The sequence below is a fragment of the Hungatella effluvii genome (assembly GCF_003201875.1).
Taxonomy (GTDB): domain Bacteria; phylum Bacillota; class Clostridia; order Lachnospirales; family Lachnospiraceae; genus Hungatella; species Hungatella effluvii.
The window spans coordinates 45,877-71,673 of sequence record NZ_QJKD01000008.1 but is presented as its reverse complement, the minus strand read 5'-3'; the positions used below and the strand labels follow the sequence as shown (position 1 = coordinate 71,673).

The following is a 25,797-nucleotide window of genomic DNA, read 5'->3' as shown; positions in this document are numbered from 1 at the left end:
AGTGAAAAGCTAAAGCGTTTCATTAATAATTAATGAAATAGAACTAATATTCCGAAGGGTAGAATGACAGAGTAACGCCTTGAAATGCCCTCACTACAACCTGCGAATGGCAACTGGATAGGCAATTTGAAAGTTGTTATGGAGCTCGCCAAAGTCGGCTGAGAGATACCGTAAGTTTTGCAGAATAACTATCTGCCAACTCGAAAGCTGTCCAGAGGTGGATGGTGTATCCTATAGGCCGGGTGTCGCATTAACATGGTGAGAATGTGTTATAAACACCGACGAACTTTTGAGAGTACGAGTCTAAATGCATAATGTATAGAAATGTACATACCATCAATGATGGGGTATATGTGGTTGAGTAAGACTTTGTTTTATGAAAGACCATATGTTGTTATAGGCAACAGGGCTGAATAAGCTATATACAGGCTCAGAGAAAGCACCTAAATTAATGCAATGATAGGAATATTGGAACGTCAGAAGCCTCAAATGTGGAGATGATTGCACATCTATGAAACAGTATAGACGAAAATCCATATGGATAAATAAGCTATTTAATTGAGGTGATAGCGGTGGCATAGTACCGAGGAAACAGTGATAATAAGCTGTGGAGGAAGGGCCACTAGCCAATTCTATATAATTATACTAGAATTAATAGACGTAGCTTCGGGTAGGACAAAGAAAATTATCCTTTGAAAAGAAAGGGGTGATGCCTATGTCGATTTCCGAAAAGTCCAAAGTTAACAAAAAGCTTAGATATGCAGAATATTACGATATGCAAGAAATAATGGACAAGCTGTATTCTGATAGTCAACAGGGAAAAAAATTCACCAACCTAATGTCATTAATTCTGACTAGAGAAAATATCCTGTTAGCATATCGAAATATTAAAAAGAACGCTGGTAGCCACACAATAGGTACTGACGGTAAAACAATTAAAGATATTGAAAACCGAGAACCAGACTGGCTGGTAGAAAAAGTTAGGAATAAACTGAAGTTCTATAAACCATCACCAGTAAGACGAGTAGAAATACCAAAACCTAATGGAAAATTAAGACCACTCGGAATTCCAACAATAATGGACCGCTTAATACAACAATGCATATTACAAATATTAGAACCAATATGTGAGGCTAAATTCTTTGAACGAAATAATGGGTTTAGGCCAAATCGTTCAGCAGAACAAGCTATTGCCCAATGTTATAAAATGGTTCAAAGGCAAGGCTTACACTATGTAGTAGACATTGATATAAAAGGATTCTTTGATAATGTTAATCATCATAAGCTAAAGAAGCAACTGTGGAATATAGGTATACAAGACAAAAAATTAATCTGTATAATTCAGGAAATGTTAAAAGCTCCCATTGTCATGCCAAATGGAGATATTATGTATCCAGACAAAGGAACTCCACAAGGAGGTATTCTTTCGCCGCTATTAGCTAATGTAGTTCTAAATGAATTTGATTGGTGGACAGCTAGTCAATGGGAATTATTCCCTACAGAACATCAATATGCAGAATATGTTAATAGCAATGGTTCTATTGACCAAGGAGCAAAGTATCAGTCTCTAAAACGATACAGTAACCTGAAAGAAATGTATATAGTTCGATATGCAGATGATTTTAAAATCTTCTGTAGGAATTTTAATGATGCGAAAAAAGTATTTATGGCCTCAAAGCTGTGGTTAAAAGACAGATTGAAATTGGATATTAATGAAGAAAAGTCCAAAGTCATAAACCTAAAAAAGCAATATTCTGAATTTTTAGGGTTCAAAATCAGAGCTACTAAAAAAGGAAAAAAATACGTTATTAAGTCGCACATGAAAGACAAAGCCATCAAAACAGAGTGTGAAAAGTTGAAAAAAATTATCAAAGAAATTAGATGTCCAAAAGATGGAATAGGAGAATACAAAACGATACAAAAGTATAATTCAACTGTTCTAGGAATTCATAATTACTACCAAGTGACTACCCATATAAGTGCTGATTGCAACAAAATAGCATTTATAATTAATCGGGTATTAAGAAAAACGCTAGGCAAGAGGTTAAAAAAGGAAGGCTCACCAGAAGGATTTATAAAAGAAAAGTATGGAAAAAGCAAGCAACTCCGCTATGTTCATGAAACTGCAATCATTCCCATAGGATATATTCAAACAAAACAGCCCAGGTATAAAAATAGAAAAATAAATAAGTATACACCTGAGGGCCGAGCAATTATGTATGAACCATTACAGTTGAATATGTCAATTCTTTTAAAAATGATGAGAACAGTAGAAGCCAATCGCAGCATTGAATACTCAGACAATAGGATATCAAGATACTGTGCTCAAAGGGGAAAATGTGCGATTACTGGAAAAGTAATGGAATATGAAAGTATTCACTGTCATCATATAAAACCCAGACACCTAGGTGGAACTGATGAATACAACAATTTAATTATTATCGACAAGAATATTCATATTCTTATACATGCAACTAACGCGGAAACAATAAGAAAATATATGGAGCTTTTAAAATGTGATGGTAAACAGTTAGAAAAGGTTAACAAAATGAGAACTTTAGCTGGAAATAATGCTATTTAAGCACAATTTAATTAAGACTTCTAAGAAATGTATAAGTTAAAATCTAGTATGAGAACCATAGAAATGGTGGCACGCCGTATGAGATGAAAGTCTCACGTACGGTGTAGAGCGGGGGAAAAGGTTGAGATTGTGTTACTTATACGCCTCAAGAATTGACTTCTCAAAATCGGTAAATAAATCTTCATAGGAAAATCCCAGAACTATTTTAAGAATAACCAAATCGGAAGCAAAAATGTTACGAGTGCCCTGTTCAATTTTTGAATAAGTAGACTCGGACATGGTGCTACCTAATAAATTTGCTTCTCTAACAACATCCATTTGAGAATACCTTTTAAGACTACGATAGTGACGTAACTTCTCGCCAATAGAAAAATCAAGAATAATTTTCGTCATAATTAATTATCTATCCTTTCTGAACCAGACTAAATGGTCCGATTAGTATTGATTATAACAGTCAATCATGATATTATTAGGACTAGAAAGTCTGGACTATATAGTCTAGCGCATATCAAAGGAGATTATTCGTATGAAAGAAAATGGAGAAGTTATAAGAACTATTAAATGGATAAGTAAAAATCTTACAATATGGGGAAACATCTGTAATTTAAGAGGCAATGACTTGAAATATGAAGATATAATCAAAATGTTGCAAAATCTAGTAGATAATGAAATGTACCAAATAGCTCTTATTATCATGGAAAGCATGAGAGATACAGTATATGGTGAAGAAGCTATATGGAACCTTATACCAAGAATGATTGGCGACACAGGCTATGGTAAGGGAGTCATAACAGAATACATTGAAGAACTTAGCAACATAGTTGAAAGAAACAACGCTTTAAATCAAACTATTATGTTATAAAAGAGAAAGTTAAAGAATAAGGCAATATAACGAAGCACAAATCAAGACCTTACCTATCGCTATGTTTTAGCTTCAAGAAAGATGAGTGGGACAATGATTCCATCCCTTATCATTACATGCTGCAGGGGATGCATTATATGAGCGTTACCAATGTGGCGGGGGTGATATTCCTTTGCCTTTACGGCAATTCCGAGAATACATTTTTCATCAGAACCTTAACCAGAGATTTAGAATTAGAAGATGAAATGATTGAGCTGGAACGGGATTTCTGGGTGAATAACGTTAAGGCCGGCCGGGAACCGGAGTTCTATGAAGAACCTGATTTGGTATTGGCGGCCATTAAAAAATACCGGAAAATTGAACCTGGCAAAACGATTGTGCTTCCTGGGGAACTGGAAGATGTGATGAAAAAATATGTACAGCTTGATGCAAAACGGGCAGAGCTGGAGAGCCAGGCAAGGGAGGTAAAGGAACAGATTAAGGAGATTTATGTTCCGGTGCAGAAAGCGCTTGGACAGGCAGAAGGAGGGGAACTGAATACCGGTAATATCATTTACCGTGTGGGTTATACGAAAAGAACGACAACGTCAATTAACAAAGCAGAGTTGGAGAAGTTGAAGCTTACATATCCTGATGTCTATCAGGAATATGCAAAGACAAACGTTTCCAGCATTTTTTTTATTAAGAAGGAAGAAAAGCCGGCATGAAAAAACGCCTCATAAGCAAACAAATGAAGGAGAATAAGCATGACATTGCAAGAGAAGTTTGTGGGAATACGCAAAGCGATTCCTGCGCTGGTAAAACGCAGGTACAATGAGAATGTTGACTATGACTTTCTCAAAATAGATGATATCTACCGCTTTTTGACTCCGGCTATGAATGAGCTTGGGGTTAATTTTGATATTGTGGAAGAAACGGCTACCAATACCGACGAAAATGGAAACCAGGTCTTTGTCCGCTATATTTCAGGGGTAAATTATTGGCTGTATGAGGAGGATTTAACGTTACGCTGGACTAATGTGGAGGACCCACAGGATTTTGAGAAAGTAAAAATTCATGCGATTGGGACCAATGATATGCCGGACAAAGCAAAAGGTAGTGCCCTCACGTATACTTTGAAGTATTATTTCTTTAATAAATTTACAATTGACCAAGGCGGTGATGATCCTGATATGCAGGCCGCTGGTGATGATGAGCAGAACGAGGCTGACGGAAATCATGCTGCGGAAAGTGAACCTTCCGTAGCGCCGGAGACACAGGCGCCTGCGCCTTCCCATAATATAAAACCGGAAAGCGGAGTCCCGGTTCAACTGCCGGAACATGCAAAAAAGGCACAGCAGGAGGAAAAGCAAACGGCACCTTCTTCTAATGCGCCGGAACCTGGTGGGTTTACCGTGGATGAGGCTAAAAAAGTGGTTTGCAATTTTGGCGTGGCAAACAGAGGACGAACCCTGGGAGAGATCGCGCTTGACGGTGCAAAGGGGATTGGTGATTTAGAGTTTTTTGCGTATAAATACAAAGGCCCTAACGATAATGTCCGGCAGGCGGCAAGAGTTTTATTGCAGGCTGCGTCTTAATTATAATCGTTCAACACAGGGGCCGAATCGTAAAAGGAGATGAGAAAATCGAAAATTTTATACCTCCTTTTAGTATAGCTGATGTTGTAAATCTTCTGGATTTAACCTGTCTGACGGGTGGTGAGGATTCGTTTAATCTGATCTGCCCGTTCTGCGGGGATGAGCGTGGAAAAATGAACGCCTGCATCTGGAAGGGTAACCGGATTAAAAACGTCTATCATTGCTACAACTGCGGTGCTGAAGGAAATATGCTGACGCTGTACTGTGAACTCAAGGGGATTACCGGACCGGACTGCTATAAAATTGCATATCGGGAAATCCGTGAACGGCTGGCGCGTGGCGGATACTCTTCAAACCAGGCATATAATATCCGAAAACCATCGGTGGCGGAAGCAGACCCTGCGGACAGTATAAAACGGAATCAGGTTTACAGCGAACTTCTCAAGCTGCTGCAGTTAACAGAACAGCACCGCCTTTTGTTAAGGGAACGGGGACTGTCGGAGGAGGCGATTGAACGGTTCCGTTTTTGCAGTACGCCCATTTATGGAACGGAGGCCCTTGCCAGAAAACTTTTATTAAAAGATTTAAGCCTGTCGGGTGTACCGGGATTTTACCTCAATAGCCGGGGAAACTGGGATATCGCTTTTGGAAAGAATTATTCAGGATATCTCTGCCCGGTTCCGGATATTGAAGGGAATTTAATCGGTTTTCAAATCCGTCTTGATGTGCCAGTCCATGACCGGAAGTATGTCTGGCTGTCCAGCGCAGGAAGGGAAAAAGGGGTTAGCAGCAACAGCCCAGCCGCATTTTTCGGAAATCCGTATGATACAAGCGTATGTGTGACGGACGGTGTGTTAAAGGGCCTGATTGCCCACGAGTTTTCCGGGCGCACCTTCATTGGGAATCCGGGGGTCAATAACTATAAGGGTTTGGAATTGCTGTTGGCTGCCCTGGCAAAAAACGGCGTGAAAGAAGTGATTGATTATTATGATATGGACCGCCAGATGAAAATAAATTGCGACCACAATGACAAATCCTGTGATAAATGCGATTTAGAGGGAAAGGTAGGCGCGGTTTGCCCAAATAAGAAGAGAAAACGGACCGAAATCCGGAAGGGGAGCAATCGGCTTTATGCACTGTGTCAGGAGCAGTCAATCCGCTACCGGCGAAAGCAATGGGATTTAGATACAGATGGGAGCTGGGCAGGAAATTTCAAGGGAATAGACGATTATTGGAAACCGTATGTAGAGCGGCAGAGGAGAGAATTGAAATATTTATGAGAGCAGAAATGGAGGTACATATGATAGAGCAGGAGAACGGTGAAAATAACTACATCCAGATAACAGGCGAGGTAGGACAGGAAATTCGTTACAGCCACACTAGCTTCGGTGAGCGTTTTTTTGAGGTGGAGGTTATAGTAAAACGGCTTAGTGACGCGGTTGACAAAGTGCTTGTTACGCTGCCGGAACGTTATTGCAGCCAGTTAAAAGCAGGGAGCTGTATTGGAATCAGAGGACAGCTTCGGACTTATTCAAAAGACGTTGGGGACCATAGGCAGGTATTGCTGCGCATTTTTGTAAGGGAGGTATGGGATGCACAGGCCTGTGCAGAAGGAATAAACCAGGTGGAACTGATCGGTTTCCTGTGTAAGGAGCCTATTTACCGGCGGACACCGTTAAACCGGGAAATCACAGACTTAATTGTTGCAGTCAACCGGCCCTATGGAAAAACCGATTACATTCCATGTATATGCTGGGGAAAGGATGCCCGTGAAGCAGCCGGGAAACAGGTTGGTGAGCCAATCCATATATTGGGAAGAATGCAGAGCCGGAAATACGTGAAGCTGCTGCCAATGGGTGAGCAGGAGGAAAGGGTTGCATATGAAATCTCCGTTATGAGACTGTTAAGTAACTATGAAAAAATGATATTAGGATAAAAGAGGGAAGAATGGCAAGTTTAAATGGAATTACAGTGAAAGGGCTGAAGTCAATAGACGGTCCGGAAGGCATTGTGTGGGCAGGTGAATTATACTTAAATGATGTGATGATAGGGGTATGGTTCAATGATTATTATGATGGCCCGGATCACTTTGAACTACTTCCAGGTTATGATGAGCGAAAGCTGAGGGCCGAGATTGGTGAAAAGTATTCGGAATGGGATTTTATACCGGAGGAAATTTTCATGGGACGCTTGGTTGACCTTACCATAGAGGAACAGCTTTTTTGTAAGGTAATAGGGAACAGCGGGAGACTGCTGCTCTCCATCAGTGACGGTTATCATGGGATACACATAGAACTGCCCAAAGAATACGAGAAACTTACTGACGAAGAGATACTGAAAAAGGATGCGAGACTGATTCAGGTATCCAGCAGAAGCCTGCGTCCGGAAAGCGGCGAAATAACTCATGAAATTAAAATTTACAGAAATGCTGAGGAGTTTTGTGTGGGTTCCCCCATCATGCTTGAGGCAATTCGGGAGGGTTAGAAATAGTAAAGATTTGAGATTTATGTAGAATGGCAGGCAGGGAACTGGTTTTATCACAGGCTCCCTGCCTTAACTTTTATATTTGTATTTTAAATACTTGATGAATTCCTGTAATTCCGCTTTGGCTTCCGGAGGAAAATTTTCAGGTAAAGGTAAAATTGGTCTGGTAGAATAGGGCGCCGGGGTATCAGTCAGACCGAGCAAGTAATCAATGGATACATGAAAGTGCTTTGCAATCAGAATTTTCATGCTGTCAGGCGGCTCCGATTGTTCGCACTCATATTTTGATATGTTATGCTTCGTGGTATTTAAGATTTTAGCCAAGGCTTCCTGCGTTAAATCAGCGTCTTTCCGTAAATCATATAATCGTTCACCTATCATTAGAGTCTCCCTGTATGTCTTTATTACGTCTTATACTTCAATTGGTTTTCAGATAAACAGGTACCGGGAAATCAAGGAGAATATGGAAATGGCGGAATTATTGATTGATAAAGAGAGAAACTATTTTAGGGAGTGCTATAAGCACATTGAAAATCCGGACTATGATCCGAAATTGGGGTCCAGTACCGTTTACAATTTTCACAACGGTGTTTTAACGGTAGAGGAACAGGATATAAAATACCGTTTTGAAGCCGACAACATGACAATCCGGTTCTGGGTGGAGGACTACATTGAGCTTCCCTGGTTTTTTAAATTGAATAAAAGAAACAAAAAGATTTATGAAAAGTATCAGCTCTATGAATCGGAATATCGTGATCTCATGGAAAAGTTATAGGGATTCAACAAATGAAAAACTATATATAGATATAAAATGTTGACTAAATCTATATATTGTGTTATTCTTGACATGATATTTGATTTATGTCTGGTTCAAAGAGCCGGATAGTTTATTTTGTCCCAGCTTTTTACTGGGAGTTAAGATTTCAGGGAACACCCTAAAACGAAAAGGCACAGCAGGATTCACCTGCTTTAAAGGCACTTAGAATGAAAATTCTTTGTGTCTTATTTTTTTGCCTGAAAATGAGAGAAAGGAGGAAAAGAAATTTATTAATCTTTGTTTAAGAAAAGCAAGACAGAAGATTGGATTTATTTAGAGTGCAGAGAAGGAAAAATAACAAATGCAGAAGGAGAGAGAGCATGAATAAATGTATTTTTTTAGGCAGAATGACGGATGATCCGGAAATTTCCTATACACAGGGCGAGACTGCAATGGCGATTGCGCGTTTTGATTTTGCGGTAGACAGGCGGGGGGCACGTGAAGGGGAACCTACGGCGGACTTCTTCCGATGTACGGCATTTGACCGCAAGGCAGAACTGCTGGAGCGTTTTGGCAGGAAAGGTCTGAAGCTGCTGTTGACTGGGAAAATGCAGAACAATAACTATACCAACAGAGAAGGCGTAAAAGTCTATTCCATGCAGTATGTTGTGGATGACCTGGAATTTGCGGAGAGCAAGAAGAACAGCAGCGAAGATGGGGGTGTTCAGGAGGCGCCTCCGGCAAATCAGCCAAGTCAGTCAGCGCAGCCGAGCCAGGCCGCACAGCCACGTCAGGCCGCACAGTCAAGACAGCCGGCGCAGCAGAGTCGGGCGGCACAGCCGAACCAGGCTTCATCAAGACAGCCATCCAGGCAGCCGGCACGCCAGGCCGCAAGGCCAGCACCCAGAGGTACCCGGCAGAATGCACCCGCGAGTAACAAGGATGACTTTATGAATATTGATGCCGGAATGGATGACGGGGATTTACCGTTTAATTAAGTGATGTATGCAGGAGGAAATGGATATCCTTTGGAACCGATTGGTGAAAGGATTGCATTTCCCCCTTTTATTATGGAGGATAAGAAGATGGAACAGAAAAATATCAGAAAGATTATTCAATTTGTAATTGCAGGAATCGGATGCAGTATTTTATTGCCGTTTCTGCTCCCGTTTGCTCTTGGAATTGCAGTCAATGTTATCTCCCTTGGAATCCCGCTTTTCGTTATCCTGTGTGCTCTTAAAAATCCATGGGCATTGGGAATCTTAATACGCGCGCGGAAACATCTGGTTTCCCTGTTGGGCGGGACCCTTCCTGAAGTATTCCAGGAGGAAAACGAGACTGTTGAAACGCAGCCGGCACAATCAGAAACAGCAGCAGCCTACGAAGCAGACATGAATCCCGAAGATGAAATAAATTCCCAGAACGTGATTTCCTGGTATGGAAGCATTGGAAAAGAGCGCCTAAACCAGATTATTGCCAGACTCAATACAAAAGGCGTATATGAATGCTGGCTGCGAAAGGATGGAATCTGTAATATCAGAACACCCAAGGGGTATCGGCGTGTTGGCAGCCTGCCGGAATATCCGGGAGAGGAGGCAGAGGATATCTGCCGCCTTTTAACCAGGGATGGCGGAGTGGAGGCGTCTGTAAAGGGAAGGTATGTTTATCTATCGTGGAATGGCTGATAAGCGGAGGTATCAAATGTGATCCAGTGTACACCACATCGTAAGATTTTTTATAACGATGAAAACGGATATACCATAGCCTCTTATCGAACCAGCCAGACGATTCCGGAGTCGGCTGTAAACCAGTCTTTCAAAAATGGAGAGAGTGTTTTTACGGCCTTTGGAACTGCAATCCCCTTTATTGAGGGAATAGATACAGGACTGGAAGGAAAATGGGTAAAAACAGGCTATGGATTGCAGTTGTCGGTGGCGGAAAGCCAGATATTTATGCCGACAACCAGAGAGGGGATCGAATGTTATCTGGCATCAGGGCTGATTAAAGGAATTGGGCCGGTAACTGCAAACAGGATAGTGAGCCGGTTTGGGGAAGCAACCCTGAAGATTTTGGATACACAGCCGGAAAGGCTGCTTGAAGTAAAAGGCATTACGAAAAGTAAACTGGAGACCATCCTTAAATCATACTCAGAAAGCCGCTCTTTACGGGAACTGATGCAGTATCTCTCACCCCTAAAAGTGGGACCGAAACGGGTATCTGATATTCGTGACTACTTTGGAGCAAACGCCTTGCAGATTGTGAAGGAAAAGCCATTCAGGCTATGTGAGTTAAGCGGTTTCGGGTTTGAAAATGTGGATACTATTGCAAGAAAGAATAAAAATTTCCGGCCCAATGACACGCTGCGGGTTAAGGCAGCCATTCTCCAGGTTCTGAAAAATGCAGAGAGCGATGGTCATTTGTATTTAGACAGCAGGGAGATTGTAAAACAGGCGGCGGAACTTTTAAATTACGGTATGTACCGGCAGGCAGTGGAAATCCGTCTGATTAAGGATATTGGAAATGAAATGGTCTTTTCCGATGAACTTCTGGCAGCGGAGGGGCATGCACTGTACTCCATCAAGAATTATATGGCAGAGAAAATGGCAGCGGAGCATATCCTTCGGGTGATGAATAACAGGCAGACTTCCTATGACATTGAACGGGAGCTGGACGAGGTGCAGGGAACCGCGCACATGGTTCTGACCAAACAGCAGAAGGAAGCGGTAAGGGCTGTATTTGCCAACAGCCTGTCGATCATAACGGGAGGCCCCGGAACTGGAAAAACTACAGTCGAGCGGATTATTTTAAAGATATTTGAGAAGAAAGAGCGGGAAAAGACCGCTCTTTTGTGCGCTCCGACCGGACGTGCCAGCCGTAACATGGTAATCAGCACGGGATACCCGGCCATGACCATTCATAAGGCGCTCTACATCACTGGTGAGGAAGAAGAAGTCAATCTGGATTTGACGGAAGAACTGGACGAGGATCTGATTATCATTGATGAGATGTCTATGGTGGATATGTGGCTTTTTTTCGTTTTGATCTCAAAAGTAAAAAACGGCGCCAGAGTAGTATTTATTGGAGACCCGGACCAGATTCCATCAGTTGGACCGGGGAGTGTGTTTAAAGAAATGATTGATTCCGGAGTCATTCCGGTCACGGTTCTTGACGTACAGTTCCGCCAGGCTGAAGGGTCCCGCATTATCATCAATGCTTTGAAAATGAACAATGGAGATACGGACTTGTTATTCGGTGACGATTTTCAGTTTATATCCGTTGACAGCGATGAGGTGGCAGCTGAGGTGGTTGCTGACCTGTATCAGAAAAAGCTGGAGGCCGGTCATGGTGATACCGATGTGGTACAGGTACTTACGCCCTTCAGGCAAGATACGCCGGTGGGGTCCAATGCGCTCAATAGAAAGCTTAGGGAACTGGTGAATCCGCAGTTTCCGGGGTGCCTGGAAATGAAACTTGGCAGCTCCGTATTCCGTTTGAGGGATAAGGTGATGCAGTTAAAGAACACAGATGAGGTATCCAATGGAGATATGGGGATTGTCACTGATATTTATCAGAATGAGGACGGAAACTCTACATTAGTGGTCCGGTTTGAGGATGGAAGAATTGGGGAATATGGCTCGGAAGACTATGGCATATTGATGCACGCCTATGCTGCTACCATACATAAAAGCCAGGGGTCCCAGTATCCAGCGGTCATCATTCCGGTGCTTCCGTGTTTCAAGCGAATGTTAAAGCGCAACATCTACTATACCGCAGTGACACGCGCCAAGTGTGAAGTGTTTTTGGTGGGAAACTGGGCTGCTTTTTGTGAAGCGGTTATGACGGATGACAAAGAAAAGAGAAATACAAAACTGGCTTATCGGATTCAGATGGAGGCTCTGCGGATAGAAAAAGCAAAATCCCAGTATGACACTTCTGACGGACAGATTGCAAGCTAGTTCATAATTTACGAGGAGAAAAACAATGAACAGATACGCATCCCAGGAGTTCCGGCAATTTCTGCACAGGAACTTAGGTTTCCGCTGGTCAAGATACCACGGGGCCTGGCAGCGCCAGATTTCAGGCGCGGCGATACGGGCAGCCCACACGGCAACAGAGCGATTCCTGGCGGAGGAGGTATGATGTCAAATCAGATTGATTCGGAAGAAACGAGACGGTACAAGGCAAGACAGCTTCGGTATCGGAAAGCTATCGTAAAGAACCTCAACCTGGATTTCATAAGGGAGGAACTGTACGAGATTGAGGAGGAATGCAACAATGTCAAATGGTACTTTGACTCGGAGGACGGCTCCGATTCGCTGCTAAATGCGCTGGACGGGGATTCAGATGAGGAATTTGAGTTTAAAATGATGTTTTGCGATTTATGCGCGGAGTGTGAACAGATGCAGGAGGATTTACAGAATGCTTATGTTCCAGAGTGCTTCGACGATTTATTTGTTGCCATCGGCGCAAGCGGATATGGCGGAGGAGTGTTGGGCTGGGACGCCTATGAGCAGGATTATTTCGGCATAGAGCTTGACGACTGTGTGGCAGAGTCGGAGAGCAGGAAACGGTTGAAGCGGCTGACAAAAGATCAGTTTATAGAGTGTGCGCAGGCATGTTTTAAAGTGTTGTATGCTTATCTTGGCGTGCGGCACAGATATGACTGCCTAAAGGCGTCTTTTGACATACTCCGGGACCAGAATACGGGATTCCTTCAATTAGTACAGCAGATTGAAGAAGCTTACGAGAGGGCAAATGACGATAGGTTTTATAGCTGGTATAAATCTACAAAGACATTGAACCGTTTAATCAGCAATATGCCAAGCGAGGCATGGTTACAGTAGAGAGCTAAGTAATACGAGACAGATAGAAAGAGGGATAAAATGGCATCTTCAAAGATATTTGAAAGCTGGACATTCAGTTTACCCATACCGGAACCATTTTTACAGACGCTGATCGAAAATGGGCTAAACAAAGCATCATCAGAGGAAGGATATACATCCAGATACAATCTGATGCAGCAGGGGAAACAGTCTACACTTCACGGCCCTGTTTTACGGGCGGTTCTCACGCTGGTGGAATTAATGGAGACAGATACGGACGGCGCGTTGGGGGTACAGAAAAATGATATGGGAGAACTTCAGTTCTACTGCGGCGAATTTAAGAAAAAAAATAATGAGGACAGGATGGTTGTTGTATATAATCCCAAAAACGGAAAGTTTAAAGTCTGCGAGAGTGGAGCAGGAATACACCGGCATATGCCGGCCCTGCGGTCGGGACAGAGCGACGGGAAGTATTTAATATGTATGCTTGAATATGCCAGCTTAAATATAGATGGCCCGCTGTTTGACACCGAATTTTTTGATAACTTTACGATTCTGAGAGCGCAGTACAAAAACAACTGGCCCGATATGGATTTAGCGCTTAAAGCCGCATTTATCTGCTGTGATAATATTTATCGGAGAGTGGAAAATGCCAATGCGCTGGTAACGGACGGCCTGCCGGTTGACAGGAACTCCCTTGCCTCCGGAAACGCGCCTATTTTGACGCCGCAGGCGATTGCGGGGGGAGAATATGCGCCGACTGAGGTTACGTCAGGACGGTTTGAAATCCTGAGCGTGAACCGGATTACGGCAAATTCAAAGCCAATCGGGTCGTTGGGCAGTAAATACTGTATGAATGTAGAGTTGACGGAGGAAGAAAAGGCCCGCGTGCCGCAGATTTCCCCCAATTATCATGTATCGGAGGAGGTACAGGACATCCTGGAGATGATTCACAATACTCCCATGCGCACATTCATGACAAGGGGAGATTCCGGCACAGGCAAGACCATTGATGTAGCGATTCTTGCCAATGCGCTGGGGCTTCCGTATTATTTTTTAACCTGCTCAGAGGGAACGGACGAGATGGATCTTGTATCAACCATGATTCCCAATACAAATGACAAGGTAAAATCAGAGCCTCCGCCATTTCCTGATTACGAGGAATTTATGATGGACCCCTCCACGGTACTGAGTGAATATACAGGTACTTATGAGGAGGACGTGGATATCAATCATGCATTTGAAAAGCTGATGCGGCAAATCTATAAAATCGGTTATCAAAACTGCAAAGACCAGAAGGACTTTGTGCTGGTGGAATCGGATTTAATCAAAGCGTGCCGCAGGCCAGCCGTTTTTGAGCTCCAGGAGCCCGCGGTGATAGGAAAGCCGGGAACTCTGGTAAAGCTGAATGGCTTATTGGATGACTGTGCTTCTATCACCCTTGCGGATGGCGAGATTGTCCACAGAAACCCAGATACCGTGATTGTCTTAACAACCAACACGGATTATAAAGGCTGTAAGGATATGAATGAGTCAATCCTGTCCCGTATGTGTATGGTCTTTGACAAAAAGGAGCTGACGCCGGAACAGATGAAGAAACGGGCCATGGTAAAGACTGGCTGCAAAGATGAGATCATGCTTTTAAAAATGGCAGAGACCGTGGAAAAAATCAGAAAGTATTGCAGAAATGAGCGGATACGCGGTGGTGTCTGCGGATACCGGGAATATGAGTCCTGGGTTTGGGCATACATGGTGACCGGCGACGTGTTAAAAGCGGCAAAGTCCACTATTTTAAGCAAAGCGGCTTCCGATCGGGAATACAGGGAAGAAATTTATGATAACTGCATCAAGGTAAGCTACTCTGAAGTTCTGGAGGCGGCATAAGGTGAAGGAGATTTTATGAGTGAGAAAGGATATGACCGATTAAGAATCCGGGAGATTAAAAATAAGATCAGTAATAAGCAGGTTTTTACATCTAAGCCGTTTATCCGTAACATGGAGAAGCTGGCAAATTCATTGGTCTGGAAACCGGGAAGGAAACTAAGGGTTTCAATGGGATGGAATACCAGCCCGTCAGCAGCGATTGCCTTTACGAGTGGAAAAAGTGTGTATATCAATGCGGCAAATCCTATTACAGGGAGCTTTCCCACAAAGGAATTAAAGACAGACAGCCTGGTGGGATTCCTGGGGCATGAATGCGGCCACCAGAAATATACTGCCATGTATTTACGAAAATTATATGGAAAGGGGTTTGAAGAAGGGAAGATATATCCCCGGCCGCCAGTGCCGGGGAATGAAAAAGAGAGAGAGGCCCTGGAGGAAATAAAGCAATTCCTCCAGGCAGGAGATAAGGCGGCGGTATCTGTGATTGCAGATACCGCTTTGCGTATCAATAACATATTGGAAGACATTTATGTGGAAATGCGAATGTGTGACGAATACCCGGGCAGTATCCGGAGAGGCATTTTAATGAATGCGAACCGGCATATAGAAAAGCTGCCCACCGTCGCCCAGGAGATACAGAGACAGGATCATGGGCTGGCGATTATCTTAAATCTGATTTTAGGATATGCCAGAGCCGGTGAAATCAACAACTGGGAAGGTTATGACGGCGAGTATCTGGACTGTCTGTATGACTGCATGGAGCTTATTGATGATGCGGTGGTGGACGTGGATAAAGCGGAACGCTTCCGCGCCGCCAATCAGGTGATATTAAAAATCTGGGACTATATGAAGGATTTGATTCAGCGGATTCATGAACAGAAGGACAAAAAGAAATCCACGGCTGATGAACCGGAAAACGGTGAGGAGTCTGACCGTCAGGAGGAACCTGACAGTGACGACAGCTCCGGCAGTGAGGATAATTCTGAAAGCGAAGCCGGTTCCAGCAGTAAAGCTGATGCCGGCTGCCGGAATGATGGTGAGGAAGAGGATATTTTAGAAAGCGTATTCAGCAATGTGGCTGCTCCTGCGCCGGATTTGGAAGAGGAATGTGAGGAGGACGGGGAAACCCCGGAGGGCTGGGATGGCACATGGGAAGATGAGGAGGAACATGCAGATGAAGAAAAGAAGGAAGATGACCGGGATGACGAGAATAAAGAGGAATCCGATGTGGAAGGAAGCGGAACGGAGCAAGAACCTCCGGAGGCTGTGGAAGGAACCACAGAAGATGATTCAATCCCACAGGAGGATGATGAGGAAGAGAATCTGTTAAGAGAACTTTTACAGATATTCCGCGATAATTTCAGACCGGAAGTCACAGATCAGGAAGATGGCCGGTTTGAAGGAGAAAGCGTCTGCGAAGCGACAAATGGAGAATCGCTCGTTAAGTGGGATCATGAATACGAAGGAAGCGGGTATTTTAATGCTGCGGAGGATATGAACCGGGTACTGTATGATTTGGCGGAGGAGAAGTTTGAACAGGAACAGGAAAAGAAACTGATAAGCTCTATAAAAAACCAGGCAGAACACATGGATTTTGGGTATGCCCATGCAGACTGCAACATTGAGGTCCATCGGCTTGCAAATGTTCCGGTTTCATGCAGACGGATGTACGACAGTTTGTCACCGGATATTTTGAAAACTGCGAGACGGCTGAAGGAAGAGATGTGGGAGATTATCTATCCCGAAAAAGATGGGATGGAAAAGAACCTGTCCATAGGGAAAAAGATAGACAGTTCCCGGCTTTACCGCCAGGATAGAAAAATCTTCATGAGCCGAAGGGCATATGGGGAGGAACGGCAGGCCGCAATCGCGGTGCTGATTGATGAGTCTTTATCCATGGCATATGAGGACCGGATTACTTTCGGACGGCTGACGGCTCTGATTCTCTATGATGTCTGTGTGAACCTGGGAATCCCGGTGATTGTCTACGGGCATTCCACCAGCTATGGCGGCCTTTATACAACGGAAACCGTAGACTTATATGCCTATGCTGAATTTGATTCCGTAGATGGGAAGGACCGGTACCGGATTATGGATATGTCTCCGAGAGGCAGCAACCGGGATGGAGCGGCAATCCGCTTTGTGGCAGAGCGCTTAAAAACCAGACCGGAAGAATTAAAAATGCTGTTCCTGGTATCTGACGGCCAGCCGGCTGCGCTTAATTACAGCGGGGATTTGGCAAAAGAGGATTTAAAAGCCTTAAAAAGAGATTTGAAGCGGCATGGGATACTGCTTTTTGCTGCTGCGATCGGAGATGACCGGGAAGTGATTGAGGACATCTATCAGGACGGATTTTTAAATATTTCGGACTTGTCCAGGCTTCCTCTCAGCATTACGAAGAAGATATTAAGTTATATAAGATAGAGGAGAAAAAATGGCACAAAATGAACAGAGGGACTGGAAGAACGAAGTATCGAGACAGATTGCGGTTTATAAGACAGATAAAAAACTTCTGGAACTGAATGATAAATTAAAACCCGCGTCCAAACTTTTCCCGGCTCATATTCACGCCATGGGAGAGGAGGCGGAGGAGGGCACCCGATCTCTGATACAACTGATTATGCTGGATTACAGCAAGGGGACGGGGGACCGTACCGTCAGTGTCAGTGCTCATATCAATCCGGAGGAAGTGAAGTTTATCTATTCTAAAAATTTTTGCGGAGCTTTATATGTGGATTTTTCGCAGGAGAAGATTTTTGGAGTGCCGGACGCGGATGGGCTTAGTATTGTAACAAAGCTATCCATTAAGCGGTTTGACACAGATACAAAGGGAGAGAAACGCCGGTATCCGTGGATTGCAGAGATTGAAAACGGAAGGGGAATCGCTGTCCGTAATTCCAATGGCGGAACCTACTGCCAGAAGAATTCCTACATCTGTGACGCCCAGGTATCTGTCAATGTGAACGATTTGGATATGTTCCGGCTGTTTGCCAAGGCAGAAGCATGGATTCGGGCTTTTGAACAGGAATATGCGTTCCGTTCCTATTTGCTTAATCTTTTTAATAAGCTGTATTTGCTGATAAAAAAGGAGATATCAGGCCAGACCGAAATGATTATCCGTCACATTGACCAGGCGGACGAATGGGAAGACGATTCAAAATGCAGAAAAGCAAGTTAATCTAAAAGGCAGAGGAGGATACGCTATGTATTCAGAAGCAAAGGAAGATGTGGTGCTAATTTTAAAGTATATAGGTGAAGACGATTTTTCAATGCCTGTGTACTGGGATCAGTATGCCCGTTTATGGAAAGATATTAATTTGGGAGAGACGGAACAGCCAGAGTTATGTTCTGTCATGGGAAATGGGATGGATGGGGACCCGAATACGCCAATCAAACAGGAGTTCATCATTCAGCCCGTGAATGGTTTCGTGAGTAAAGAAAAACGGTTCCAGTATCAAATGCTGGACCGGTTAAGGACTGATTGTAACTATTACCTTGGACATGGGAATCGATATGTCGGCTGCCTGTGGGCAAAAAGTGAAAAGAAGCAGATTGCGGAGATGAAGGCAATCTGGAACAGCTTTTCCGAGGATGAAAAACCCGAATGGCTTACCTGGGAGATGATTGAGAGGTATGAAGAGGAAATGGTAAATTAAACACAGCTATTTTACAAAAAAGGCAGAATACCGGATAAGTAATGGATAAAGGAGGGCATAGCCATGACAAACCAGGAAATCCGGGAAGAAATGATGCTGCAGATTGAGTATCTGAAAACCATTAATATCCTCAACCGTTTAGGAATGCACAACAGGGATGAGGAGCAGACAAAAGCTGAGATAAAGAGCCGTATTGAGGCTCTTTATCGGCAGCTTTTGGAAGAAGAACCGTAACATACATAAGACAGTAGGGGGAAATAGGATGTCAATAGTAGGAAAAATCATAAAAGTCAGCCATCATTTATGCCAAACGGAAAAAAGCCTGGAGCAGAAGCTGGAATATCTTGAAGCCTCTCTGGAAGAGAACGGAAAAACAGAAGATCTCTGTATGGTCCAGCTGATGAGGGAAACTGGAATCCGATTGGGAGATTTAGAAAATGTCCTGTGGGATAATATTCAGTTTCCATATGTCTCAGGCGTTATGGCAAAGAAAACAAGGTCTCTCTATCCGGTTTCCCAGATAAGCGAAAAAACGTATGATCTGTTAAAACAGCTAAAAAAGAAAGATGAGATGGTTTTTCACAGAATCCCGGCGGCGTTCCAGGCAACGGTCAGGAATGCAGTTGGAGGAGAATTCGATTTCAATATTTATAGTATCCGCTGGTACTGGCTCAAGGCAGTAGCAAAAGTCAAGATTCCTGAAGCGGACCATGGATATGTGAATCTGAACCATACAGAGGAGTAATACCTGCAAATACCTGCACATGACTATATATAGAAAAGAATTATTGACACGTACTATATATAGTGCTAAACTGTACTTGAATTTGATTTTTGCAGTGTTCAGTCATTGTAAATAACCTTTGTTCCGGTAGCTGACCGGAAGTAAAAACATTAGGCTTTGGCCTTACTGATTTGGAAGAGAGACGTCAAAATTGGAAGATATTTTGGCGTCTTTTTTTATTTCTATGAAACCGCGGAAAAATGTCATACCGGCAGTCTGTGGTTGACCTATAAAAGAGAGGAGGGCAGTCATAAATTAAAAAGACCGCAGTAAGCGGCAAAGCAAAAAACAAAAAAGAAATCCTTTGACGGATAAAAATGGACCATTGGCAGCAGCCGGTGGTTTTTTTGATGGAAAAAACAGCCATCAACACAGAAATCCGTCTGGGATACCTGTGCATTTTATCCGCAAAGAGGAAAGGAGTTACGGATGAAAGATTTGTTTGAGGGTATCCCGGAGGAAACCATAGAGACTACGCTGGATATGATACAGAGAAACTTAGACCAGGTTGGTCTTTACGGCGGACATACAATCAGGAAACACACCGATATTCAGGTGCTTGCACTGAAAACCCGGCTGAATGCAGAAGACATTATTTATGCCACATCTTTTTGGGATATGGAAGTGGCGGTAGCGGTTGTAAAGAGTCTGATGAAACGGTTTTACAATCCCTTAATCCGGGAATGGCTCTTAGACACCACCAGGGACGTAATATCTTTGCATGGTGAATTTTCAAAGCCTGTGGGCTATGGATTTAAAAAGGGGATAGACATGCTGAATGAAGATCTAAAAAAAGCCTGCGTGGTCTTATTAAAGGACGGTGAGGCCGACTGGGGATTCCGGATTTTGACATGCTACCCTAAATTCTAACGGAGGAAAAATTTTGAAACGAACATCAATCAGCCTGCAGGTAATTATGGCAGGAAAATATGACTTTGAAGTAGGAAAGAGAGTAAATTTCCATCTTGATCCGGAAACAAAGCTTTATATGGTGTCCAGCGAGCAGCTGGAATTCGGTCTTGCCAAATCGCTGGTTCGCGGGAAACGGGAGGAGCTTAAATCACTGGGAAGTGATTTTTCTGGAATTGTTATTCAGTCCTCACCGGAAACCATGTGTATGATGGTAAAAGTATTTACAGGGAACGGTCATGACGGGCTAAAGGAGGGAATATATGACAGAGGACGATCTTTACTTGGCAGAACACCTGTTAAAAAAAGAGTTTGGAGGGAACTGGAAGGAGATTGTGCAGCACTTGGGAACCCAGGAGCTGACAAGCTGTGTTGGACGTAATCTGACCTCGTTTATGGCGTTTCCGGAACGGAAACAGGGCGGCAGCAACCGCTGGCGGGGAAAATGTTCCCCCGAAGCGGTACGGGCCTGCGGCACAATATCTTTGAAAAATCTTTATGAACATCTCGAACAACATCCCAAAGCAAAGAAAAACCAATATTACAAGGAACGTATCCGCGCCTGTATTTACGAACACCGCTCTCAATTTCAGACCGATGGAAAAGGAACTTACCGTCTGGCATATGCGGTGGAATAAGAGGTGCGCATGGGATATGAAGGAGAGGAAATCGAGGGCTATTACTGCCTTTTGATTGCCATTCTGGGAAATTTTGATGCCAGTGAGGCCAGGTTTCTTTATGAATACGGCCCGGATCATCCGGTCTGCCGGAAGATACTGAAAAAGAGACCGCCCCCGGTCAATTTTGCCAAGATGAGCAAAGATGAGATGAACCAGTGTATGTGCCGGCTGTTTGAGGAGGGGTACAGCAAACGCAGTATTGCGGATTTGTTTGGCTGTTATCCTTCTACGGTTAACCGGAGAGTTGCCCTTGGAAAGAAACAGGCGGAAGAAAAGAAAACCGAAGAACGGAGGAATCAGAATGATGCACAAGCTGACAGAATACCAGAGGAGCTTTGCAGAGGAAAACCATAACCTCGTCAAGGATTTTTTATATTACAACCAGTTAAATATGGCAGAATATTATGATGTGGTAGCAATGGGATATTTGGAAGCGGTACAGGCTTATGATGAAAATAGCAGGGCCAGACAGTATGAGTTTCAGACAATCGCGTCAAGAAAAATGTGTGACTGTCTATTTAAGTATTGGCGTTACAACAGCCGGCTAAAACGCAGGGTCTGCCTGATAAGCTTAGACGGAACCATATATGAAGATTCCAGTTTTACGCTTGCAGAGACTATTGAGGCAAAAAATGCAACATGCGAGGACTTGGTTTTTCAGAGAATGATGATTGAGGAGGTCATGGTGCATATGACAGAAAAGGAGAAAACAGTGGTCCAGATGAGGGCGGCGGGATTTACCGGGCGTGAGATTGGAACGGCATGCGGTGTTACGGCATCGGGAGTCTATGGCAGATTATACCGGATGAGGAAACGTTTAAAACGTCTTTTATCGGTGCAGGAGAGTGAAGCGTATGCATATACATAAGTTTTCGGATATGGTGACATTTGATGAGATCGCCATCGGCGGCACACTTCCGGCCACGGAAGAATACCGGAGATTTTTCAAAAATCTACACCCCAGACAGATACTCACCTCCAGGGTTACGGCTCCTATTTATGAAGTGACATACCGTTATGATACCTGCAGGAATAACCAGAGAGAGGGCAAGAAGTATGTGATTTTACGGTCCGCCCATGATGATGAAGAGTTTGAAATAGACATGCTCTTTCGTGACTGGGTAGAGGAAGAAAACCGGCGCAGGCCGTATCGGAAGATTTCCAATGTTCAAATTCTGGAAATCAGGCCGAGGGCATATGCAACTCTTTCTCTTATGCCTTAAATACGTTTCGTTTCTTCATTCCCTGTATAAAAATACGGGTTGCTGTTAGGAATCAGGCGATTGCGCGCTGAAGTTCCGGACTGTACTCGGTTAGCAGCGTAAAAAGACACACCGTTAAGAATGGCTTTTCCGTCCATAGCAAAATGTATGTGAAGGACGGGAAGGAATGGAACAGCTATATCTGTTTGAAATAGAGAAAAAAATGAAAGATGCAGTTGAACTGCTAAACATGTGTGAACCGGCCGCGTTGGCCATGAACCCTGCCGGCTTTTATTTAGCTTTCAGCGGAGGCAAGGACAGCCTGGTGATTTACCATCTGGCAAAAATGGCCGGCGTCCGGTTCGAGGCACATTACCATTTAACCACAGTAGATCCGCCGGAGCTGGTGCATTTTATCCGGCGGATTTATCCTGATGTGATTATAGACTATCCGCCAATTACCATGTGGAACCTGATTATCAAAAAGCAGCTTCCCCCCTACCGGAACGCCAGGTATTGCTGCAGCGTGCTAAAAGAGACGGGAGGGGAAGGCCGCTTTGTGATTACCGGGGTGAGATGGCAGGAGAGCCGTAAACGGGAAAGCCGTGGAGCAGTCGAGGTTTTGGGAAAACGGAAACCGGATTTAATACTTAATAATGATAATGAAGAAAGCCGCAGGATAATTGAAAACTGCCAGTTAAAGGGGAAACGGATAATCAATCCCATCATCAGTTGGACAGAGAATGAGGTGTGGCTTTTTATTTATTCTCTAAAGATTTCTTACTGTGAGCTTTACGACTGCGGATTTCGCCGGCTCGGCTGTATCGGCTGCCCTTTGGCGTCGGTAAAAAACAGGGAGTGGGAATTTAAACGTTATCCGAAGTACCGGGAAGCGTATATCAGAACCTTTGACCGTATGGTAGAGGCCAGGAGAGCTGCCGGAAAAACAGATGGGAACTGGAGGAATGGTGAAGCGGTATTCAACTGGTGGATGTACGGGAATCCCAAACGGGAAAAACAGGTGGAGGGACAGATGGAACTTGACTATGATGTGGAAGCATTTGATGAAGCTGTATAAAAACGGGACAAAGAGGTCTGTTCTCATTTAAGAAAGGAACGATTTTATGGTTATCATTGATGGAAAAATTGCTGTAAGCGTTTGCGGATTGGGAGAAAGCAATGCGTATTCGTATGCCCTTGTGGTAAGGCCGGATACAATCCTTGCGCGGGGACAGGACTGCTACTATTACGATACGCACGGACATGCAGTGCTGTTTGATAAGCTGGAGGATGGACGCAGCTATGCGCAAAATGAGTCCCTGGTGTTATTGCCGTATACGATGCTGGAGGCATTGTACGAGGAAGTGGAGGGAACCGGCTGGGTTGAGGCGGAAGATTCCCCATTTACAGAGGTTTATAGTGAGATGGAGGCAAAGATTGCCTGAGAGGAGCGGTTGCATGATTGGTAAGGCGTGTTGCAATACCTGTGTGTCATTGAAACGGGAACAGAAGGAAATAAAACTGGGAGAGAACCGATATTACTATGGCTGCTGTGTACATGGACTGATTCGCAAAGCCATTGTATCCGACTCAGGGCTGGAACATCAGTCCTGTGATGAGTGGGAAGCTGGGGACGAACAGAAAATAGAGAACCGGGCAATGGCGGAAACGCTGGGGAAGGAACTCCAAGCGCTGCATGATTTGTGGAAGCAGATATATGCGCTCGGGGGAACGGATTTCAACTGCCCGGACGGAGTTGAACTAAACCTTCTCAGAAACCGCATGATATCCCAGCGGCGCCGGATTAGAAGCTGTCTGCTTGAAGCAGACTATCCAGCCAGTTATGAGTTGGAGATACCGGACATGATTAGCAGCCAGTACATGGCGCGGAGAGCGGAGATCGAGGCGGCGGCAAAAAGGGCGCTGCAAATCTATAAGGAAAATAAGGACTATCAGTGGCTTGCTGAAAAAAATCCGGAATTAAGTGAGAAAGAGCGGAAGAAGTCCGATATTTACTATGCGCTTGGCTATGTAGAACAGTTGGAAAAAGCCATAGAACAGGACGATTGTGTTCTGATGCGGTCCCATGAGGTTCCGGAGAATGGTATTGAGATGTTGAGAACCTGCCGTGATAAAGTTACTCGGCTCATGAAAGAAAGGAATATGGTGTACATACAGATGGATAAGATAAAAGCGATCCATGCCGAGGATCATCCGCAGATACCAGGGCAAATGGATATTTTCAGTTTCATTGCCTCTTGATTAGGGTTTTTTGGAGGAAATATGGAGAGTCAGATGGAGAAAGAGAACTGCCAGGCAGAAGCGTGGACAGCAGGAATGATGTTCCAGATAACAAGGGTAAAAGGGGAAGGAGAGTGGACAGAAACGGTTGATGACTGCGCGCAGTTTTGCAGATGCCTTGGACCGGACGAATTTGAATTTGTGCAGATTAACCGCTATCTGTCGGATTCAGTATTCTATACCGTATCCCATGGAACGGTCTGCCTTCAGGATTATTTTATGGAGCAGATTGATTCCATACTGAAAAGCTACGGGTACCAGAATCTGGACTACGGAACTTATAGAATCAGCGCTGAACCGGCTCCAAACAGCCAGTTGGTAGCGGAAATGGTATTTGAGACATATTTTAAAGAATTTGAGGAAGAACAGCGATACCGCGGCTTTGTGATTGCAGAAAAACGTGTGAAAGAAATCGTAAATAAGAAGCAGGAGAAAGCGGAGGCTGTTCGGTAAGATTATGTGCTGTGTTTAAATGGAAAGGAGAATTTAAAATGGGTTGTTTTAGTTGGAGATTTGCGGATAAGAACAATAAAAGAAGACTGAAAATAGACAGAGCGGCCTATGTGATGTGCCCGGACGGGGGCATTTTATATGAGCCATGTTATAATGGTTATGGCGATTTTGCGGGAAAGGATATTTACGATTTAGTAGCGGATTGGAATCGGAAATTTTTATCTCAAAATCCTTACTTTGTTATCAAAAGTATTGGCAGAGAAATATCCAGCTATAACTGGTATTTATATTATGCAAACTTGGAATTATCTCCGAAGGAGATTGAAAGACGGTTAAGAGAAGATAGAATCTGGAATAGCTGCACAGAGTATCGGGATATTGGAATTTGTATTGCCTGTGAGGACGAGGACAATGCGGCTTTGCCATATCCAATCAAAATCTGCCAGTCAAAACCTGTTGGAACGGTAGCATATTATCAGGGACTGCCAGCTTCAGAAGTTGATCCTTATCGGGGGGATTGACATCGCCTGCAGGGTTACTTTATGGAGCAGATTAATTCAATATTGAAAAGCCATGGATATCAAAACCTGGACTGCGGAATATGCGGGCGTGGCGGTGAATCGGCTCCTGGTGGTCTGATGACAGCATTGATCGTGTTAAAAAAGGAGTTTGAAGAAAAGGAGTGTTACTGCGATTATGCAGTAGCCGGGAAATGTGTGTGTTGAATTAATATAAGGTAAAGAATAGGGCGAAATACATGTTTATTTAATCATGTGTTTCGCCTTTATTATGCCCAGTGTATTTTAAGAAATGTTTTGACTTGTATTATTTGCTAATCGGGATC

At 43.8% G+C, this 25,797-nt stretch carries 32 protein-coding genes; 30 read left to right on the top strand and 2 right to left on the bottom strand.

Features of this window, described 5'->3' with window-relative positions; translation table 11 throughout:
- Window positions 1–715: 715 nt before the first annotated feature.
- A complete protein-coding gene (ltrA, locus tag DFR60_RS16045; RefSeq protein WP_110323803.1) occupies window positions 716–2,581 on the top strand; it encodes a group II intron reverse transcriptase/maturase in 1,866 nt (621 codons plus the stop codon).
- A 132-nt stretch (window positions 2,582–2,713) separates the two neighbouring features.
- Here ltrA and DFR60_RS16040 read toward each other — a convergent pair whose 3' ends face one another.
- Window positions 2,714–2,974 (bottom strand): helix-turn-helix domain-containing protein, encoded by a 261-nt coding sequence (locus DFR60_RS16040; RefSeq protein ID WP_110323802.1) that lies wholly within the window; start codon window positions 2,972–2,974, stop codon window positions 2,714–2,716.
- A gap of 133 nt (window positions 2,975–3,107) precedes the next feature.
- On the opposite strand from DFR60_RS16040, the gene DFR60_RS16035 reads away from it, so the two are divergent.
- From DFR60_RS16035 to DFR60_RS16010, 6 genes are all read left to right on the top strand, one after another.
- Window positions 3,108–3,443 carry a hypothetical protein gene (locus tag DFR60_RS16035; RefSeq protein WP_110323801.1) on the top strand — a complete coding sequence of 112 codons (336 nt, stop codon included), beginning with the start codon at window positions 3,108–3,110 and terminating at the stop codon, window positions 3,441–3,443.
- A gap of 137 nt (window positions 3,444–3,580) precedes the next feature.
- On the top strand, window positions 3,581–4,150 hold the full coding sequence (locus DFR60_RS16030) for a hypothetical protein (protein WP_207659542.1): 570 nt from the start codon (window positions 3,581–3,583) through the stop codon (window positions 4,148–4,150).
- Window positions 4,151–4,189: 39 nt separating this feature from the next.
- Window positions 4,190–5,020 (top strand): ERF family protein, encoded by an 831-nt coding sequence (locus DFR60_RS16025; protein WP_110323800.1) that lies wholly within the window; start codon window positions 4,190–4,192, stop codon window positions 5,018–5,020.
- 173 nt (window positions 5,021–5,193) lie between these two features.
- Window positions 5,194–6,300 (top strand): DNA primase, encoded by a 1,107-nt coding sequence (locus tag DFR60_RS16020; protein WP_243005093.1) that lies wholly within the window; start codon window positions 5,194–5,196, stop codon window positions 6,298–6,300.
- Complete coding sequence (locus DFR60_RS16015; protein WP_243005092.1) at window positions 6,297–6,956, top strand: single-stranded DNA-binding protein; 660 nt, start codon at window positions 6,297–6,299, stop codon at window positions 6,954–6,956. The genes DFR60_RS16020 and DFR60_RS16015 overlap by 4 nt, the downstream gene beginning before the upstream one ends.
- An 11-nt stretch (window positions 6,957–6,967) precedes the next feature.
- Window positions 6,968–7,504, top strand: coding sequence for a hypothetical protein (locus DFR60_RS16010; RefSeq protein WP_110323798.1), 537 nt, complete (start codon window positions 6,968–6,970; stop codon window positions 7,502–7,504).
- Between the two features lie 69 nt (window positions 7,505–7,573).
- On the opposite strand, the gene DFR60_RS16005 is transcribed toward DFR60_RS16010, so the two are convergent.
- Complete coding sequence (locus DFR60_RS16005) at window positions 7,574–7,885, bottom strand: helix-turn-helix domain-containing protein (RefSeq protein WP_110323797.1); 312 nt, start codon at window positions 7,883–7,885, stop codon at window positions 7,574–7,576.
- Between the two features lie 88 nt (window positions 7,886–7,973).
- On the opposite strand from DFR60_RS16005, the gene DFR60_RS16000 reads away from it, so the two are divergent.
- From DFR60_RS16000 to DFR60_RS15900, 23 genes are all read left to right on the top strand, one after another.
- Complete coding sequence (locus DFR60_RS16000; protein WP_110323796.1) at window positions 7,974–8,279, top strand: hypothetical protein; 306 nt, start codon at window positions 7,974–7,976, stop codon at window positions 8,277–8,279.
- 362 nt (window positions 8,280–8,641) lie between these two features.
- Window positions 8,642–9,259, top strand: coding sequence for a single-stranded DNA-binding protein (locus DFR60_RS15995; RefSeq protein ID WP_110323795.1), 618 nt, complete (start codon window positions 8,642–8,644; stop codon window positions 9,257–9,259).
- Between the two features lie 87 nt (window positions 9,260–9,346).
- A complete protein-coding gene (locus tag DFR60_RS15990; protein WP_146218608.1) occupies window positions 9,347–9,946 on the top strand; it encodes a hypothetical protein in 600 nt (199 codons plus the stop codon).
- 18 nt (window positions 9,947–9,964) lie between these two features.
- Window positions 9,965–12,217: an SF1B family DNA helicase RecD2 gene (gene recD2 / locus DFR60_RS15985; protein WP_110323793.1), complete on the top strand. Its 2,253-nt coding sequence runs from the start codon at window positions 9,965–9,967 to the stop codon at window positions 12,215–12,217.
- 25 nt (window positions 12,218–12,242) lie between these two features.
- Window positions 12,243–12,401: a hypothetical protein gene (locus tag DFR60_RS30445; protein ID WP_167437616.1), complete on the top strand. Its 159-nt coding sequence runs from the start codon at window positions 12,243–12,245 to the stop codon at window positions 12,399–12,401.
- A complete protein-coding gene (locus DFR60_RS15980) occupies window positions 12,398–13,105 on the top strand; it encodes a hypothetical protein (RefSeq protein ID WP_243005091.1) in 708 nt (235 codons plus the stop codon). Before DFR60_RS30445 ends, DFR60_RS15980 begins: the two co-directional genes overlap by 4 nt.
- A 39-nt stretch (window positions 13,106–13,144) precedes the next feature.
- Window positions 13,145–14,968 (top strand): P-loop NTPase family protein, encoded by a 1,824-nt coding sequence (locus tag DFR60_RS15975; RefSeq protein WP_110323791.1) that lies wholly within the window; start codon window positions 13,145–13,147, stop codon window positions 14,966–14,968.
- Window positions 14,969–14,983: 15 nt separating this feature from the next.
- On the top strand, window positions 14,984–17,392 hold the full coding sequence (locus tag DFR60_RS15970; protein WP_110323790.1) for a cobaltochelatase CobT-related protein: 2,409 nt from the start codon (window positions 14,984–14,986) through the stop codon (window positions 17,390–17,392).
- A 10-nt stretch (window positions 17,393–17,402) separates the two neighbouring features.
- Window positions 17,403–18,146, top strand: a complete 744-nt coding sequence (locus DFR60_RS15965; RefSeq protein ID WP_110323789.1) for a hypothetical protein — start codon at window positions 17,403–17,405, stop codon at window positions 18,144–18,146.
- Between the two features lie 25 nt (window positions 18,147–18,171).
- The gene (locus tag DFR60_RS30440) at window positions 18,172–18,624 is read left to right on the top strand and encodes an LPD11 domain-containing protein (RefSeq protein ID WP_167437615.1); all 453 of its coding nucleotides are present in this window, start codon (window positions 18,172–18,174) and stop codon (window positions 18,622–18,624) included.
- Window positions 18,625–18,687: 63 nt separating this feature from the next.
- Window positions 18,688–18,858: a hypothetical protein gene (locus DFR60_RS30435; RefSeq protein WP_167437614.1), complete on the top strand. Its 171-nt coding sequence runs from the start codon at window positions 18,688–18,690 to the stop codon at window positions 18,856–18,858.
- A gap of 28 nt (window positions 18,859–18,886) precedes the next feature.
- Window positions 18,887–19,369: a site-specific integrase gene (locus DFR60_RS15955; protein WP_110323788.1), complete on the top strand. Its 483-nt coding sequence runs from the start codon at window positions 18,887–18,889 to the stop codon at window positions 19,367–19,369.
- 468 nt (window positions 19,370–19,837) lie between these two features.
- Complete coding sequence (locus DFR60_RS15950) at window positions 19,838–20,278, top strand: RNase A-like domain-containing protein (protein ID WP_110323787.1); 441 nt, start codon at window positions 19,838–19,840, stop codon at window positions 20,276–20,278.
- Between the two features lie 302 nt (window positions 20,279–20,580).
- Entirely contained in the window at window positions 20,581–20,955 is a 375-nt protein-coding gene (locus tag DFR60_RS15945; protein ID WP_110323786.1) for a hypothetical protein, read from the top strand.
- 9 nt (window positions 20,956–20,964) lie between these two features.
- Window positions 20,965–21,351 (top strand): helix-turn-helix domain-containing protein, encoded by a 387-nt coding sequence (locus tag DFR60_RS15940; protein WP_110323785.1) that lies wholly within the window; start codon window positions 20,965–20,967, stop codon window positions 21,349–21,351.
- The gene (locus DFR60_RS15935; RefSeq protein ID WP_110323784.1) at window positions 21,299–21,865 is read left to right on the top strand and encodes a sigma factor-like helix-turn-helix DNA-binding protein; all 567 of its coding nucleotides are present in this window, start codon (window positions 21,299–21,301) and stop codon (window positions 21,863–21,865) included. Before DFR60_RS15940 ends, DFR60_RS15935 begins: the two co-directional genes overlap by 53 nt.
- Window positions 21,852–22,220: a hypothetical protein gene (locus DFR60_RS15930; RefSeq protein ID WP_110323783.1), complete on the top strand. Its 369-nt coding sequence runs from the start codon at window positions 21,852–21,854 to the stop codon at window positions 22,218–22,220. Before DFR60_RS15935 ends, DFR60_RS15930 begins: the two co-directional genes overlap by 14 nt.
- Window positions 22,221–22,386: 166 nt before the next feature.
- Window positions 22,387–23,277, top strand: a complete 891-nt coding sequence (locus DFR60_RS15925; RefSeq protein ID WP_110323782.1) for a phosphoadenosine phosphosulfate reductase family protein — start codon at window positions 22,387–22,389, stop codon at window positions 23,275–23,277.
- A gap of 46 nt (window positions 23,278–23,323) precedes the next feature.
- A complete protein-coding gene (locus DFR60_RS15920) occupies window positions 23,324–23,644 on the top strand; it encodes a hypothetical protein (protein WP_110323781.1) in 321 nt (106 codons plus the stop codon).
- Between the two features lie 13 nt (window positions 23,645–23,657).
- Window positions 23,658–24,461 (top strand): hypothetical protein, encoded by an 804-nt coding sequence (locus DFR60_RS15915; RefSeq protein ID WP_110323780.1) that lies wholly within the window; start codon window positions 23,658–23,660, stop codon window positions 24,459–24,461.
- Window positions 24,462–24,482: 21 nt separating this feature from the next.
- Window positions 24,483–24,953, top strand: a complete 471-nt coding sequence (locus DFR60_RS15910; protein ID WP_110323779.1) for a hypothetical protein — start codon at window positions 24,483–24,485, stop codon at window positions 24,951–24,953.
- Between the two features lie 11 nt (window positions 24,954–24,964).
- Window positions 24,965–25,474, top strand: coding sequence for a hypothetical protein (locus DFR60_RS15905; RefSeq protein ID WP_146218606.1), 510 nt, complete (start codon window positions 24,965–24,967; stop codon window positions 25,472–25,474).
- Window positions 25,475–25,495: 21 nt separating this feature from the next.
- The gene (locus tag DFR60_RS15900) at window positions 25,496–25,678 is read left to right on the top strand and encodes a hypothetical protein (RefSeq protein WP_110323777.1); all 183 of its coding nucleotides are present in this window, start codon (window positions 25,496–25,498) and stop codon (window positions 25,676–25,678) included.
- The last annotated feature ends 119 nt before the right edge of the window (window positions 25,679–25,797 follow it).

Excerpts from the sequence above, each read along its gene's own strand:
- ltrA (WP_110323803.1), top strand. The coding sequence starts at position 716 with ATGTCGATTTCCGAAAAGTCCAAAGTTAACAAAAAGCTTAGATATGCA.
- DFR60_RS16040 (WP_110323802.1), bottom strand. The coding sequence starts at position 2,974 with ATGACGAAAATTATTCTTGATTTTTCTATTGGCGAGAAGTTACGTCAC.
- DFR60_RS16035 (WP_110323801.1), top strand. The coding sequence starts at position 3,108 with ATGAAAGAAAATGGAGAAGTTATAAGAACTATTAAATGGATAAGTAAA.
- DFR60_RS16030 (WP_207659542.1), top strand. The coding sequence starts at position 3,581 with ATGAGCGTTACCAATGTGGCGGGGGTGATATTCCTTTGCCTTTACGGC.
- DFR60_RS16025 (WP_110323800.1), top strand. The coding sequence starts at position 4,190 with ATGACATTGCAAGAGAAGTTTGTGGGAATACGCAAAGCGATTCCTGCG.
- DFR60_RS16020 (WP_243005093.1), top strand. The coding sequence starts at position 5,194 with ATGAACGCCTGCATCTGGAAGGGTAACCGGATTAAAAACGTCTATCAT.
- DFR60_RS16015 (WP_243005092.1), top strand. The coding sequence starts at position 6,297 with ATGAGAGCAGAAATGGAGGTACATATGATAGAGCAGGAGAACGGTGAA.
- DFR60_RS16010 (WP_110323798.1), top strand. The coding sequence starts at position 6,968 with ATGGCAAGTTTAAATGGAATTACAGTGAAAGGGCTGAAGTCAATAGAC.
- DFR60_RS16005 (WP_110323797.1), bottom strand. The coding sequence starts at position 7,885 with ATGATAGGTGAACGATTATATGATTTACGGAAAGACGCTGATTTAACG.
- DFR60_RS16000 (WP_110323796.1), top strand. The coding sequence starts at position 7,974 with ATGGCGGAATTATTGATTGATAAAGAGAGAAACTATTTTAGGGAGTGC.
- DFR60_RS15995 (WP_110323795.1), top strand. The coding sequence starts at position 8,642 with ATGAATAAATGTATTTTTTTAGGCAGAATGACGGATGATCCGGAAATT.
- DFR60_RS15990 (WP_146218608.1), top strand. The coding sequence starts at position 9,347 with ATGGAACAGAAAAATATCAGAAAGATTATTCAATTTGTAATTGCAGGA.
- DFR60_RS30445 (WP_167437616.1), top strand. The coding sequence starts at position 12,243 with ATGAACAGATACGCATCCCAGGAGTTCCGGCAATTTCTGCACAGGAAC.
- DFR60_RS15980 (WP_243005091.1), top strand. The coding sequence starts at position 12,398 with ATGATGTCAAATCAGATTGATTCGGAAGAAACGAGACGGTACAAGGCA.
- DFR60_RS15975 (WP_110323791.1), top strand. The coding sequence starts at position 13,145 with ATGGCATCTTCAAAGATATTTGAAAGCTGGACATTCAGTTTACCCATA.
- DFR60_RS15970 (WP_110323790.1), top strand. The coding sequence starts at position 14,984 with ATGAGTGAGAAAGGATATGACCGATTAAGAATCCGGGAGATTAAAAAT.
- DFR60_RS15965 (WP_110323789.1), top strand. The coding sequence starts at position 17,403 with ATGGCACAAAATGAACAGAGGGACTGGAAGAACGAAGTATCGAGACAG.
- DFR60_RS30440 (WP_167437615.1), top strand. The coding sequence starts at position 18,172 with ATGTATTCAGAAGCAAAGGAAGATGTGGTGCTAATTTTAAAGTATATA.
- DFR60_RS30435 (WP_167437614.1), top strand. The coding sequence starts at position 18,688 with ATGACAAACCAGGAAATCCGGGAAGAAATGATGCTGCAGATTGAGTAT.
- DFR60_RS15955 (WP_110323788.1), top strand. The coding sequence starts at position 18,887 with ATGTCAATAGTAGGAAAAATCATAAAAGTCAGCCATCATTTATGCCAA.
- DFR60_RS15950 (WP_110323787.1), top strand. The coding sequence starts at position 19,838 with ATGAAAGATTTGTTTGAGGGTATCCCGGAGGAAACCATAGAGACTACG.
- DFR60_RS15945 (WP_110323786.1), top strand. The coding sequence starts at position 20,581 with ATGACAGAGGACGATCTTTACTTGGCAGAACACCTGTTAAAAAAAGAG.
- DFR60_RS15940 (WP_110323785.1), top strand. The coding sequence starts at position 20,965 with ATGGGATATGAAGGAGAGGAAATCGAGGGCTATTACTGCCTTTTGATT.
- DFR60_RS15935 (WP_110323784.1), top strand. The coding sequence starts at position 21,299 with ATGATGCACAAGCTGACAGAATACCAGAGGAGCTTTGCAGAGGAAAAC.
- DFR60_RS15930 (WP_110323783.1), top strand. The coding sequence starts at position 21,852 with ATGCATATACATAAGTTTTCGGATATGGTGACATTTGATGAGATCGCC.
- DFR60_RS15925 (WP_110323782.1), top strand. The coding sequence starts at position 22,387 with ATGGAACAGCTATATCTGTTTGAAATAGAGAAAAAAATGAAAGATGCA.
- DFR60_RS15920 (WP_110323781.1), top strand. The coding sequence starts at position 23,324 with ATGGTTATCATTGATGGAAAAATTGCTGTAAGCGTTTGCGGATTGGGA.
- DFR60_RS15915 (WP_110323780.1), top strand. The coding sequence starts at position 23,658 with ATGATTGGTAAGGCGTGTTGCAATACCTGTGTGTCATTGAAACGGGAA.
- DFR60_RS15910 (WP_110323779.1), top strand. The coding sequence starts at position 24,483 with ATGGAGAGTCAGATGGAGAAAGAGAACTGCCAGGCAGAAGCGTGGACA.
- DFR60_RS15900 (WP_110323777.1), top strand. The coding sequence starts at position 25,496 with ATGGAGCAGATTAATTCAATATTGAAAAGCCATGGATATCAAAACCTG.